This is a genomic window from Paraburkholderia sp. 2C, assembly GCF_054589215.1.
In genome coordinates, this window is sequence record NZ_BAAILL010000045.1 from 300352 (window position 1) to 312774 (window position 12423).

The window sequence follows — 12423 nt, forward strand, 5'->3', positions numbered from 1 at the left end:
ATCAGCGACACTCGGACGCAAATTCAAACGGGCTGTGCGCGCCGATCGTGCCGCTCTGCACGAGGCGCGCAATCGCGGCGATGTCGGGCGCGAAGTAGCGGTCGAGCTCGTAATGCGGCACTTCGTTGCGCACCACGCTCATCACGCGCTGCAGCGCGGGGCTCGTGCGATGCGGTGCGCGCAGATCGACGCCTTGCGCGGCGGCGAGCAGTTCGATCGCGAGGATATTCGCGGTGTTCTCCGCGATATCGGCAAGCTTGCGCGCGGCGAACGTCGCCATCGAAACGTGGTCTTCCTGATTCGCGGAAGTCGGCAGCGAATCGACCGACGCCGGATGCGCAAGTGTTTTGTTTTCCGAAGCAAGCGCGGCGGCCGTGACGTGCGCGATCATGAAACCGGAGTTGACGCCGCCATCCTTGACGAGAAACGGCGGCAGACCCGACAGCGTCGCGTCGATCAGCAGCGCGATGCGGCGCTCAGCCAGTGCGCCGATTTCGGCGGCGGCGAGCGCGAGATTGTCCGCGGCGAACGCGACGGGCTCCGCGTGGAAGTTGCCGCCGGACAGCACTTCGCCGGTGTCGGGGAAGATCAGCGGGTTATCGGAAACCGCATTGGCCTCGATAAGCAGAACATCGGCGGCGTGACGCATCTGGTCGAGGCAGGCGCCCATCACCTGCGGCTGGCAGCGCAAGGAGTACGGATCCTGCACCTTGCCGCAATCGCGATGCGACAGGTTGATCGCCGAGCCGTCGAGCAGCGCCCGATACGCGGACGCCGCATCGATCTGGCCTTGATGTCCGCGCAGTTCGTGAATGCGTGCGTCGAACGGTTTGACCGAGCCCGCGGCCGCATCGACCGACAGCGCGCCGACCACGAGGCCCGTGCGATACAGGTCTTCGATCGCGAACAGGTTGTAGAGCGCGAGCGCCGCGGACGCCTGCGTGCCGTTCAGCAGCGCGAGACCTTCTTTCGCCTGCAGCGTGAGCGGCTTCAGACCGACGAGACGCAGACCGTCGACGGCCGACATGCGCTCGCCCTTGCAAAACACTTCGCCGACGCCGAGCAGCACGGCGGACATGTGCGCGAGCGGCGCGAGATCGCCCGATGCGCCGACCGAGCCTTTAATGGGAATCACGGGTAATACGTCTGCGTTGAAGAGCGCGATCAGCGCGTCGATCACGTCGCGCCGGATGCCGGAATGGCCGCGGCCAAGGCTCGACAGCTTCAGCGCCATCAGCAGGCGCACGACCGGACGCGACATCGGCTCGCCGACGCCGACCGCGTGCGACAGCACGAGATTGCGTTGCAGCAGTTCGAGTTGATCGTGCGGGATATGCGTGCTCGCGAGACGCCCGAAGCCGGTATTGATGCCGTACGCGGGCTCGCCTTTCGCCGCGATGTCGCGGACCGCGTTCGCGCAGGCATCGATGGCGGCGAAGCTCGCGGGGTCCAGTTCGAGCGTGACCTGCTCGCGTGCGATCTGGCGAAGTTGCGGCAAGGTCAGGCGGCCGGGCGTGAGGATCATGGAAAGCGTTCCTGTATAGACAAGTTATGGCGGCAGTCTAGCTGCGCCGGGTTGTATATACAAGTTGTTTTTTATGCTGGGTGGGCCAGGGGATTCCATTAGGGGCGGTGTTTGGGGCCTGTTTGAATTGCTTCGATTCGCGTGAGGGATGAACGCCCCGCTCTACCCGAGCCTCGCAGATCGATGGTTACTGCAAGTCAAGTCATGCGAAGGGTTGTTCGGGATCGACTCACCGCACTTTCTTTCGCTTCGCCACGACGAAGCAGCAGAGAAAAGCGGTGCGACGCCTATACGCTTGGACGAGGACTCATCGGCATCGGTGATACGTGTTGCAGTGCTTCTCCAGTCATCTAGCGGCTCGCCGCAACTTCATGCATAACCTGTCTTTTTGGATATCTAACGACATCGCATTTCTAGCACGCCGTGCGCGAAGCCATCGACTCATCCGGCTGCCAGACTGACTGCGCCCCCTCGCTAAAGCCTCACCCTCCCCTGAATAAAATCCAGAAAACACTTCACCCGCCCCGCAAGCGAAGCACTCTGGTAATACACCGCATGAATCGGCTGCCGCCGATCCACGAGCACATTTTCGAGCACCGTTACCAGCCGCCCTTCCCGCAGGTCGCCGGCGATCATGAAATCCGCAAGGCAAGCGATACCCCACCCATCGATCGCGAGCCGTCGCAACGTCTCCCCGCTCGACGCCGCGATACCCGGCTCGATCTTTAACGCGTCGCGCTCGCCATCACGCAACGGCCACCGGTTCAAATGCTCGGGCGCCGTAAACCCGATCAGCCGATGCTCGTGCAACGCATCCACCGAGCGCGGCAGCCCGCGCTCCGCCGCATAACCGGGACTGGCCACCAGCCTCAACTTGCTGCTGCCCAACGCTCGCGCATGCAGCGTCGAATCCTGCAACTCGCCGATGCGGATCGCGATATCCACCCGCTGCTTCAATAAGTCGACGGTCCGCTCGTTGCTCGTCAACTCGAGCCTGATCTCCGGATACAACGCCGAAAATGCCTTCATATGCGGCGCAATGCAATGCAGCATGAACGGTGACGCCGCGTCCACCCTCAGCGGCCCCGACGGACGCCTGCGCCGCCGTGCGACCGACTCCTCGGCCTCCTCCATCGCAGTGAGGATCGCGCGTGCTTTCGCGAGATACAGCTCGCCTTCCTCGGTCAGCTGCAAACGCCGCGTCGTACGCCGCACCAGCGCGGTATCGAGCTTCTTCTCGAGCCGCGACAGCGCGCGGCTCACGCCCGATACCGTCTGTTGCAGCTTCTCCGCGGCGGCCGTGATCGACCCGCTGTCGATCACCGTCACAAAGACCTGCAATTCATCGGTCGAAGTCTTCATTGTTGATTTCAAATCAAGTTTGATTTGAGACTAACACGCTTTTTGCGAGAATCGCCCGGCCGCATACTGCGTTCATATCGTCTTTCCGTTCAACGCCGCCAAACGCGGCATGGGAGAACATCTTGAACATCTTCATCACAGGCGCAAACGGCTTTATCGGCGGTTCGATCGCCGCCGGCCTCGTGCGCGCCGGACATCATGTCAGCGGGCTGATCCGCAAACCGGAACAAGCTGCCGAACTCGAACGCCTCGGCGTCGTGCCCGTCATCGGTTCGCTCGACGACCGCGAACTGCTGATCTCGCAGGCTCGAGCCGCCGACGCTGTCATCAACGCAGCGAGCAGCGATCATCGCGGCGCGGTCGAGGCATTGATCGAGGGGCTCGCCGGTTCGAACAAGCCCTTCCTGCATACGAGCGGCTCGAGCATCGTCGGCGATGCGTCGGGTGGCGAAGCGGGCGCGGCTGCGATCTATCACGAAGATACGTTACCCGAACCAACCGCCGACAAAGCCGCGCGCGTCGCAATCGATCGGCTCGTGCTCGACGCCGCGAAGCGCGGCGTTCGCTCAGCGGTGCTATGCAATACGCTGATCTATGGGCATGGCGCCATCGGCGGCAGCGCAAGCGTGCAGTTGCCGCGCCTCGTTCGCCAGGCACAAAAGAGCGGCATCGTGCGGCACGTCGGCAGCGGCGGCAATATCTGGTCGAACGTGCATCTCGACGACGTCGTCGAACTCTATCGTCTCGCGCTCGAGAAAACCCCTGCCGGCACGTTCTATTTCGTTGAAAGCGGCGAAGCGTCGTTCCGCGAAATGAGCGCTGCGATTGCCGAAGCGCTCGGTCTCGGCGCGCCGCAAGACTGGCCGCTTGAAGAGGCGAAAAAAGAATGGGGCTACGAAATGGCCTCGTACGGTCTCGGCTCGAACAGCCGCGTGCGCGGGACGCGCGCGCGTGAACTGCTCGGCTGGACGCCGAAGCGCACATCGGTAATCGACTGGATCAGGCAGGACATGATCCGCACGGCATCGGCTGAATAACAGCTTACGTCGCATTTGCGCGACTTCGTTGCGAATCCGTAAGCTCAACTCGATAGAATCGCGTCACCTGAATAGACGATTCTGCCGGGCGAGCCCGGATTCGCCGATGTTGCTCGCGCTCAACTTCGACTGGCTGACCAATCTGCTTGCGATTCTCTTTCTGGTCGCGTGTCTGTACGACATGCGATACGACGAGTACGGTACGCTGACGCTCGCCGCCGCCGCGATGGGACTCGTCGTGATGGCAATCCACCTGTTTCTCAGACCCGCTTTCGAAATGTCGTTATAGCGCGGCTTGCGCATCGACCTCGATCGCGCCTACGAGCCGCGCGCAAAAAACAACGGGTGCCGCGCAAAGAGACCGCGCCGCACCCGTGGAGGAAACCGCCAGCCGGACACCGCTATTCGCCTGCAACAGGCGTTACGTTTTTCCGGACGAGCTCAAACGCCCTCAGATCGCCCAACCGCCCAGATAGAACACCGCAAGAATGGTTGCGATGGCAACGGTCCCGACATTGAGCTTCCTGTACTCGCCGCTCACGATCCGGCCGATCACGAGCGTGCAGAAACCGAGCATGATGCCGGTCACGATATTCGCGGTCAGCACGATAAACACCGCGCAGACGAGGCCCGACATGGCGTCGACCATATCGTCCATATGCAGCTTGCTGACGCTCGACAGCATCAGGAGCCCGACATACATCAGCGCGGGCGCGGTCGCATACGACGGCACGAGCGCGGCGAGCGGCGCAAAGAACATCACGACGAGGAACAGCAGGCCGACAACCGCGGCCGCGAGGCCCGTTTTCGCGCCGGCGGCCACGCCGACGGTCGACTCGATATACGCGGCAGCCGGCGCGCCGCCCATCAGGCCGGAAAAGATCGAACTCACGGAATCGGCCGTCAATGCACGGCCGCCGTTGATAATGCGGCCGTTCTGATCGAGCTGGCCCGCTTGCCCCGCGACCGCGCGGATCGTGCCCGTCGCATCGAACACCGCGGTCATGACAAGGGCGAGCACGCTTGGCAGCACTGCCAGCGACAGCGCGCCTTTCAGGTCCATTGCACCGATCAGCGACGTATGCCCCGGCGCGCTCAACAAAGGCAGCGCGAACACGCCATGAAACGCGACGGCCGGATCGAGCAGCAGCGCGAGCGCCGAGATCGCGACAATCACGATCAGGATCGCGCCCGGCACGCGGCGCCGCACGAGCCCGAAGATCGCCGCGAGACCGATCACCGTCATGACCACCGGCAGCGACGTGATGTGACCGAGCGACACCGGCATGCCCGGCCCCGGGTTCTTCATCACGAGCCCGACGTCGTTGGCCGCGATCAGCAGCAGAAAAAGCCCGATGCCGATGCCCGTGCCATGGGCGACGCCCGCGGGCAGATTGCGCAGAATCCACGAGCGCACGCCCGTCACGGAGATCGCGGTGAACACCAGGCCCATCAGAAACACCGCGCCCAATGCGACGGTCGGATGCAATCCCTTGCCGAGCACGAGCCCGAATACGGTAAACGCGGTCAGCGAGATCGCGCAGCCGATAGCAATCGGCAGGCGCGCCCACACGCCCATCAGCAGCGAGCCAAACGCCGTCGTCAGACAGACGGCGACGAATACCGCGCTCGTATCGAAACCGGCCTTGCCGAACATGCCTGGCACGACGAACACCGAATAAACCATCGCGAGAAACGTCGTGACGCCGGCGACGACTTCGCGGCGCTGCGTGCTGCCGCGTGCCGACACTTCGAAATAGCGATCGATTATTCCCTCATACGTGTCTTCGAAAACGGCGGTGTCGTCGTCGAGGTCGGTTGCCGGCAAGCTTTGCGCGTGCGCCTGGGATTCCATCATGGTGAGTGCCTCCTTTATCAGCAAGCTGAAACGGCCATGCGGAAGCCGTCATCAGGTTCGTCTCGTCGAGTTGTCGTGCGGCTTGTGCGTATCGCGTGCGTGCGCCGCCGCCTTTCTGTAGTTGCGAAGGGTAGGTGAAGACAAATATGTCTCCTATCGCGGCGAAGGCATGCCCGGCATGTCGCGACGCTTATATCGCCGAGTGCGCGGGAGTGGCGGCAGGCGCGCCCGGTGTTTACACCTAGGCGGGAAAAACGTGCAAAAGCGCGTCGTGCCGCGGTGCGCAGCGCGCGGCAAACCCGGCTTCGGGGGCGCAGCAGGTTACACTCTGTCCGCAGCGCGCTTTTGACCGCGCATTCATGCTCGCGATGAATGTGGCGCTCGCGCGCTTCATAGCACGCTTCATAGCACGCTTCATAGCACGCTTGACCGCACGTTTTGCAGCACGTTTCGCAGCTCGTTTCACCGCACGCTTTACAGCCCGTTTCAAATGCACGTTTCACTGCACCGATCGCGGCGATGCTCCCGGGCGTCCCGCTTCACGCCATGGAGTCCTTGTTGATGAGCGGCGGTTTCCTACGTCCGGCTTTCCGACTGCTGTTTCTCGCCGTGCTGGCGCTCTCGGCCCTCGTGCTGTCGGGCTGCGCGCTGTTCGGCCCTGTCCACCAGGAGCCCGCGCCGATTGTCGAGGCCGTGCCGAGCATCGTCGAGCCGCCCGCGCCGCCGGTCGTCGAAACCGAACCCGAGGAAACCGAACCGGCCGAGCCCGCTCAGCCGAAGAAGCCCAAGCGGGTCATCGTGCGGCCGCACAAGGTCGAGCCGCCTCCGCCGCCGCCCCCGCCCCCCCCACCGCCGCCGCCTCCGCCGCCGCCGCTGATCGTGACGCATACGATCGACCGCGGCACGGTGCGAGGTCTGCTCGATAGCGAAGTGCAGCGGTCCGACGGCAAGGTGATCGGCCGCGCGGTCGATCTGACCGTCGACGCGCACGGCGCGCCGCGCGAACTCGTCGTCAATCTGCAAGGCTTCATGGGCATCGGCGATCGCAAGGCGAGCTTCCCGTGGAGCGCATTCCGCTTCAATCCGAGCGCGAAGCCCGCGCCGATCACCATCACGTTGCCGCCGAACCAGATGGCCTCGGTCGGCCGCGCGAAGCCGTCGACCTCGCTTGCCACCCCGCTCGCCGGGGTGCCGCCCGCGCCGCCGGTGCCGGACGGCCAGTTGCCGCTGCTCGACACCACCGTCGAACGGCCGAACGGCGCACCGGTCGGCCGCGTGATCGATGTGCTGATCGACGGCAATGCGCAACCGCAAGCGGTCGTCATCGACGTAAGCGGCATCATCAATCTCGACCGGCGCTCGATTGCGGCGAGCTGGTCGGCGCTGCATTTCACGCCGAAGGACAAATCGCTGCGCGCGCTGATGGATCTGAACGAGGCACAGATCAAGGCGTCGCCTTCCTATGAGAACGGCAAGCCGATCGTTGCGGTGTCGCCTGCGCCGCCGCAAGCGCCGGCGTCGACGGCGTCAAGCCCGCCCGCTACGTCGGCACCGGCCGCGAGCGGCGCGCCACCGGCGGCAGCGACGGCTGCGCCGCCTGCTTCGTCGTCCGGCGCGACGGCTTCTTCCGCGCGCACTTCCCGATGACGAGCCGGCTCATGGTCAACGCACGCAGTCTCCGCGCCCTCGACTGGCTCAACTTCTTCGTTGCGAACGTGCAAACGGGGTTCGGGCCGTTTATCGCGTCGTATCTCGCGACGCACAAATGGACCCAGGGCGAAATCGGCCTCGCGCTATCGGTCGGCACGATCAGCGCGATGGTGAGCCAGGTGCCGGGCGGCGCCGCCGTCGACGCGCTGCGCAACAAGAAGGCGGCCGCCGCCTGGGCGACCATCGCGATCATCGCCAGCGCGCTGCTGCTTGCGGTCAGCCCGACCGTGCTGCCCGTGATGGCCGCCGAGGTACTGCACGGCTTCGCGAGTTGCATGCTCGTGCCGGCGATGGCCGCGATCTCGTTCGCACTCGTCGGGCGCGCGGATCTCGGCGACCGGCTCGGCCGCAACGCGCGCTGGGCATCGATCGGCAGCGCGGTCGCGGCGGGCCTGATGGGGCTGACAGGCGAATATTTCTCCGCACGCGCCGTGTTCTGGTTGACGGCCGCGCTCGCGATGCCCGCGCTCTTCGCGCTGACGATGATTCATCTGCCGAACGCGCTGCCCCGCGCGCCGGCCGCGCCGCGCGCGCGCGAACCATCGTTCGACGACGCCGAGGCGTCGCCGCTCGCGGAGCCGGCGCCGGACGACGCCCCCGTCGAGCCCGAGCAGCGCGAGTCGATTTTCGAACTGCTGCGCGACAAGCGGCTGCTCGTGTTCGCGATGTGCGTCGTGCTGTTCCATCTGTCTAACGCGGCGATGCTGAACCTCGCCGCCGGCGAAGTGACCGCGAGCATGGGCGACAACGTTCAGCTCGTGATCGCCGCGTGCATCATCGTGCCGCAGGCGATCGTCGCGCTGCTCTCGCCGTGGGTCGGCCGGACCGCGCAGAGCTGGGGCCGGCGGCCGATCCTGCTGCTCGGCTTTTCCGCGCTGCCGATTCGCGCCTTGCTGTTCGCGGGCGTGAGCAGCCCGTATCTGCTCGTGCCGGTGCAAATGCTCGACGGCATCAGCGCCGCGGTATTCGGCGTGATGCTGCCGCTGATCGCCGCCGACGTGGCGGGCGGCAAAGGCCGCTACAACCTGTGTATCGGCCTCTTCGGGCTCGCGGCGGGCATCGGCGCGACGCTGAGCACGTCGCTGGCAGGTTTTATCGCGGACCGCTTCGGCAATGCGATCAGCTTCTTCGGACTCGCGGGCGCGGGCGCGCTTGCCGTGCTGCTGGTGTGGGCCGCGATGCCGGAAACGCGCAATGCGGGCACGCAGCACAAGACGGATGCGTTACCCGAAGCGCGGTAGCGGGTAGCGGGTAGCAGTCGCGCGCGACCGCTCGCGGGTAAAGCCGCGTAAGACAAGCGCGCGGCGGCGTGGACGCGCCGCCGCTACGCCTTTTCGACCGCGCGCAGGCCGATGTCCCTGGGCTTGCGAAATGCCGACGCGACCTTGTCGCATTCGCCGGGCGGCACGCCGAGCGCTTCGAAATGCATGCGCCATTCGCGCACGACGGCCGACAGATCCTTGATGATCTGCGCTGCCGTGTGCTTCAAGAGACCGAACCGGCCAGCGGCCGACAATGCGTTATCGAGCGTGGCCAGCCGCCCCGCCACGGGCCCCACGCCCAGCACGAGAAAACGCTCCGAACCCGGTTGCGGCTTCGGCACGACGTCGTACAGGTCGCTGAGCCGCCAGCCGCGATTCGCACCGTCCCATACGAACGCGTGATTGCGCAGGTGATCGTCGTCATTCGTGACAAGGATGTTGAACACCATGCGCTTGAAGAGTTCGGTCTTGTCCGCGCCGACGAAACCGCTGGCGCCCAGTTCAGCGATCGTGTCGGCAAGGTTCGCGTATTCGGCCGAGCCCGTGTCGAACTCGTGCATCTTGAGCATCGTGAGCGCGCTCACGACGTGCCGCTTGCCGAATTCGCCCCTTTGCAACGGCACGCGATCGAACCGCTCGATCAGCATCACGTCGCGCCCATCGGGCATGTGCACGAGTCGCGTCTCGGGCACACGCAGCCCGCATAGACGCGCGAGTTCGAGCGTCGCGCGCTCGATAACGGGCACGTTGAAACTGTCGCGAAACGCGGGAAACTTCGCCACCCATTGCCGCCCGGCTTCGAGCAGCACCGCTTTGGGCCGCGCACCGCCAAGCGTGGCCCCGACGCTGAAGAGCGACTGGAGGTTGCGCGGCACGCGCCGGCCCTGCTGGATCAGCGCGGCGGCGTCGAGCAGATACGACAGTTCCTTGATGTCCGGCAGCTTGCCGGGTTCGGCGGGCGCGGTCGGCGAATCGCGGAAGTCGAGCGCGCCGGTGCGGTGAGGCCCCGCATGCGCGAGATATTCGGTTTCCGGCAGGCTGTCCGGCGCGGCCTTCAGCATGTTTTCGATCACGCGGCGGCCCCACGAGTCGGGCGCCGCGTCGCGAATCGCGCCGAACAGCGCGAGTCCGGGGGGCGACTGAAACACCGTTTCCTTATGGGCTCTCGCTTCTTCGAGCGGCAGGCTGACCGGGTCCACAGCGAGCGCATGCGCACGCTGCAGGTACTTGTTGCCATACACGAAAGTCGCGCCGACCGGCTTGATGCCTTCCTCAAAAAGGACGAGCAGGCCCGCTGGCACCGCTTCAGCCGTGCCCTCGAGCACGATGAAGACGTACTTGCGCCATTCGGTCGGCCATGTCGCGAGCGGCGGCCCCGGCACTTTTGCCGGTGCCTTGGTCGAGCTAGAAATCGTACTCACCTGTCTTCGAAACGGGTTTGCGCGCGCGCTTGCGAGATTTCGCTTCCCGCTGCGCCTCACCGATCACGTCGTTTTGCCGGATCGCGAGCGGATCGAGCAGGCCCAAAAGGCCCGCACGTTCGAACGCATGGAGCCACGACGCGAAGCTCACCGATACATCGCCTTTTTCGATCCGCACGAGCGTACTCGGGCTGATATTGGCGCGCTCGGAAAAATCTTGCCGCGACATGTCGCGCGCGATGCGGGCAGCAGCCACCGCGCGCCCGAGAGCAACCGAGCGGCGCTGGAGATCCGCGGACGCAAAGTCCTTGTTGTTGCGCTTCATTTTTGTCGTATCTGACACGTTATGACTGATAAGTGGTCAGTATAGATAAAAACGCACGATAGTCAAAGCGACTGATGCAGATATTTTGTCATATCTGACCAATTAAACCCAATAACGATTCAAATATGAATATTATTGCCGTCCCCTGTCGTGCACCCGGACGTTCCCGCAGCGCGCCGCCGGCGTCCGGCCGCACATTCATCGCGCATTCAGTCCAGCAGTTGCGCCGCCTGCTCGCGCAGCGCCAGGCCGAACTCGTCGAGCCAGCCGATCGACAGTCGCCAGCTTTGCCAGTACAGATCAACGTCGAGATGCCTGCCCGGCAACATATCGATCAGCTCGCCGCGGGCGAGCGACGGCGCCACCACCCGCTCGGGACACATGCCCCAGCCCAGCCCGGTCAGGCACGCGCGCACGAAGCCGGCGACGTGCGGAATCCAGTGCTTCGGCGGATCGATCTCTGCGCGCGTGATCTTGCGCATGAAGCGCTTCTGCAGTTCGTCCTTCGGATTGAAGTCGACGCAAGGCGCGCGCCGCAGCGTTTCGCGCGTCACGCCCTCGGCGAAATGCCGTTCATGAAATGCCGGCGTGCAAACCGCGAGGTAGCGCATCCGGCCCAACCGCGTCGAGCGGCAACCCTGCACCGGCTCGGCCTGGGTGGTGACCGCGCCCTGCACGCTGCCGTCGCGGATCAACTGCGCCGTATGGTCCTGATCGTCGATCACGAGGTCGAGCAGCATGTCTCGCTCGACGCAGAAGCCGGCAATCGCATCGATAAACCACGTGCCCACGCTGTCGTCGTTCACCGCGACGCGCAGCGTGGGCCACGCCTGCAACTGCGCGCCGGGCAGCGCGGGCAACGGCCCGGAGAGTTCGGCCTCGAGCAGCTGCACGCGCTCGGTGTGCCGGCACAGCAGCGCACCGGAAGTGGTGGCGACGCACGGCGAGCCGCGCTTGACGAGCACGCTGCCCACGCGTTCCTCGAGCAGCTTCACCCGCTGCGATACCGCCGACGGCGTGACGTTCAGTTCGCGCGCCGCCCGCTCGAATGAACCGTGGCGGACCACCGCTGCAAGCGCGTCCAACAACGCATAGTCCAGCATTAGCGTTCCTTAATCGGTATTAAGAGAATTAGGTTTTCTTAGCCGACAGATTACTTCAGACTGCGGCGATCCACTCTTTTATAGCGCTTTAATACACGATGAACTGGATATCTTTCTCTCATGGCGCGGCGCTGTGCGCGTCGCTGATCGTAACGATCGGTGCGCAAAACGCGTTCGTCCTGCGGCAAGGCATCATGCGCGCGCACGTCGGCAAAATCGTGCTGCTGTGCGCGTTGTCGGACTTTATCCTGATCGGCGCGGGGGTCGGCGGCGCGTCGGTGCTCGTCAGCCGCTACCCGGTGTTTATCCACACGCTGCTGTACGTCGGCCTCGCCTATCTTGCATGGTTCGGCGTCAGCGCGCTGCGCCGTGCGCTGCGGCCGAACGGCGCGGTGCTCGATGCGGGCACGGCCTCCGGCACGCCCTCATCGGCTGGCGAAGTGCAGCGCACGGTCCCGATCGTTTTGATGACGCTCGCGTTCACGTGGCTCAATCCACACGTGTATCTCGACACGTTCCTGCTGATCGGCACCGCCGGCGCGCGCGAGCCGGAAGGCGCGCGTACCGCGTTCGCGCTCGGCGCAATGGCCGTCAGCGCCGGATGGTTTGTCGCGATCGGTTATGGCGCGCGCGTGCTTGCGCCGCTGTTTCGCCGCGCCGGTGCCTGGCGCATTCTCGATGGGGCGATCGGTGGGATGGTCCTGCTGCTGGCGGTCGCTCAGTTCCGCTAGCTCAGTTCCGCTAGCTCAGTTCCGCTAGCTCGGTTCCGCTGGTTCAGTTCCGCTGGTTCAGTTGCGTTGCGCGGCGTCGAGCCGCGCGC

11 protein-coding genes are annotated in these 12423 nt (G+C 64.9%); 5 read left to right on the forward strand and 6 right to left on the reverse strand.

Annotation, left to right across the window (positions count from 1 at the left end; all coding sequences use genetic code 11):
* Window position 1: 1 nt before the first annotated feature.
* On the reverse strand, window positions 2-1525 hold the full coding sequence (gene hutH / locus ACYPXD_RS23270) for a histidine ammonia-lyase (RefSeq protein ID WP_459716507.1): 1524 nt from the start codon (window positions 1523-1525) through the stop codon (window positions 2-4).
* A 474-nt stretch (window positions 1526-1999) separates the two neighbouring features.
* The gene (locus ACYPXD_RS23275) at window positions 2000-2887 is read right to left on the reverse strand and encodes a LysR substrate-binding domain-containing protein (protein ID WP_459716510.1); all 888 of its coding nucleotides are present in this window, start codon (window positions 2885-2887) and stop codon (window positions 2000-2002) included.
* Between the two features lie 122 nt (window positions 2888-3009).
* On the opposite strand from ACYPXD_RS23275, the gene ACYPXD_RS23280 reads away from it, so the two are divergent.
* Window positions 3010-3924, forward strand: a complete 915-nt coding sequence (locus ACYPXD_RS23280; protein ID WP_459716513.1) for an NAD-dependent epimerase/dehydratase family protein — start codon at window positions 3010-3012, stop codon at window positions 3922-3924.
* 106 nt (window positions 3925-4030) lie between these two features.
* Window positions 4031-4213, forward strand: coding sequence for a hypothetical protein (locus tag ACYPXD_RS23285; RefSeq protein ID WP_219799709.1), 183 nt, complete (start codon window positions 4031-4033; stop codon window positions 4211-4213).
* A gap of 162 nt (window positions 4214-4375) precedes the next feature.
* Here ACYPXD_RS23285 and ACYPXD_RS23290 read toward each other — a convergent pair whose 3' ends face one another.
* Window positions 4376-5782, reverse strand: a complete 1407-nt coding sequence (locus tag ACYPXD_RS23290; RefSeq protein WP_459716517.1) for an NCS2 family permease — start codon at window positions 5780-5782, stop codon at window positions 4376-4378.
* A gap of 561 nt (window positions 5783-6343) precedes the next feature.
* On the opposite strand from ACYPXD_RS23290, the gene ACYPXD_RS23295 reads away from it, so the two are divergent.
* Both ACYPXD_RS23295 and ACYPXD_RS23300 read left to right on the forward strand, forming a co-directional pair.
* Entirely contained in the window at window positions 6344-7429 is a 1086-nt protein-coding gene (locus tag ACYPXD_RS23295; protein WP_459716521.1) for a PRC-barrel domain-containing protein, read from the forward strand.
* Window positions 7426-8733 (forward strand): MFS transporter, encoded by a 1308-nt coding sequence (locus ACYPXD_RS23300; protein ID WP_459716525.1) that lies wholly within the window; start codon window positions 7426-7428, stop codon window positions 8731-8733. The genes ACYPXD_RS23295 and ACYPXD_RS23300 overlap by 4 nt, the downstream gene beginning before the upstream one ends.
* Before the next feature lie 83 nt (window positions 8734-8816).
* On the opposite strand, the gene ACYPXD_RS23305 is transcribed toward ACYPXD_RS23300, so the two are convergent.
* The 3 genes from ACYPXD_RS23305 to ACYPXD_RS23315 all read right to left on the reverse strand — a co-directional run bounded on the left by ACYPXD_RS23305 (window position 8817) and on the right by ACYPXD_RS23315 (window position 11603).
* Window positions 8817-10175: a type II toxin-antitoxin system HipA family toxin gene (locus ACYPXD_RS23305; RefSeq protein ID WP_459716528.1), complete on the reverse strand. Its 1359-nt coding sequence runs from the start codon at window positions 10173-10175 to the stop codon at window positions 8817-8819.
* Window positions 10159-10500 (reverse strand): helix-turn-helix domain-containing protein, encoded by a 342-nt coding sequence (locus tag ACYPXD_RS23310; RefSeq protein WP_459716532.1) that lies wholly within the window; start codon window positions 10498-10500, stop codon window positions 10159-10161. Before ACYPXD_RS23310 ends, ACYPXD_RS23305 begins: the two co-directional genes overlap by 17 nt.
* A gap of 209 nt (window positions 10501-10709) precedes the next feature.
* Window positions 10710-11603: a LysR family transcriptional regulator ArgP gene (locus ACYPXD_RS23315; RefSeq protein ID WP_459716535.1), complete on the reverse strand. Its 894-nt coding sequence runs from the start codon at window positions 11601-11603 to the stop codon at window positions 10710-10712.
* A gap of 98 nt (window positions 11604-11701) precedes the next feature.
* On the opposite strand from ACYPXD_RS23315, the gene ACYPXD_RS23320 reads away from it, so the two are divergent.
* A complete protein-coding gene (locus ACYPXD_RS23320; RefSeq protein WP_459716537.1) occupies window positions 11702-12334 on the forward strand; it encodes a LysE/ArgO family amino acid transporter in 633 nt (210 codons plus the stop codon).
* The last annotated feature ends 89 nt before the right edge of the window (window positions 12335-12423 follow it).

Bases quoted from the DNA above. Each gene is read 5' to 3' on its own strand.
- hutH (WP_459716507.1), bottom strand. From the start codon at position 1,525: ATGATCCTCACGCCCGGCCGCCTGACCTTGCCGCAACTTCGCCAGATC.
- ACYPXD_RS23275 (WP_459716510.1), bottom strand. From the start codon at position 2,887: ATGAAGACTTCGACCGATGAATTGCAGGTCTTTGTGACGGTGATCGAC.
- ACYPXD_RS23285 (WP_219799709.1), top strand. From the start codon at position 4,031: ATGTTGCTCGCGCTCAACTTCGACTGGCTGACCAATCTGCTTGCGATT.
- ACYPXD_RS23290 (WP_459716517.1), bottom strand. From the start codon at position 5,782: ATGATGGAATCCCAGGCGCACGCGCAAAGCTTGCCGGCAACCGACCTC.
- ACYPXD_RS23295 (WP_459716521.1), top strand. From the start codon at position 6,344: ATGAGCGGCGGTTTCCTACGTCCGGCTTTCCGACTGCTGTTTCTCGCC.
- ACYPXD_RS23300 (WP_459716525.1), top strand. From the start codon at position 7,426: ATGACGAGCCGGCTCATGGTCAACGCACGCAGTCTCCGCGCCCTCGAC.
- ACYPXD_RS23310 (WP_459716532.1), bottom strand. From the start codon at position 10,500: ATGAAGCGCAACAACAAGGACTTTGCGTCCGCGGATCTCCAGCGCCGC.
- ACYPXD_RS23315 (WP_459716535.1), bottom strand. From the start codon at position 11,603: ATGCTGGACTATGCGTTGTTGGACGCGCTTGCAGCGGTGGTCCGCCAC.
- ACYPXD_RS23320 (WP_459716537.1), top strand. From the start codon at position 11,702: ATGAACTGGATATCTTTCTCTCATGGCGCGGCGCTGTGCGCGTCGCTG.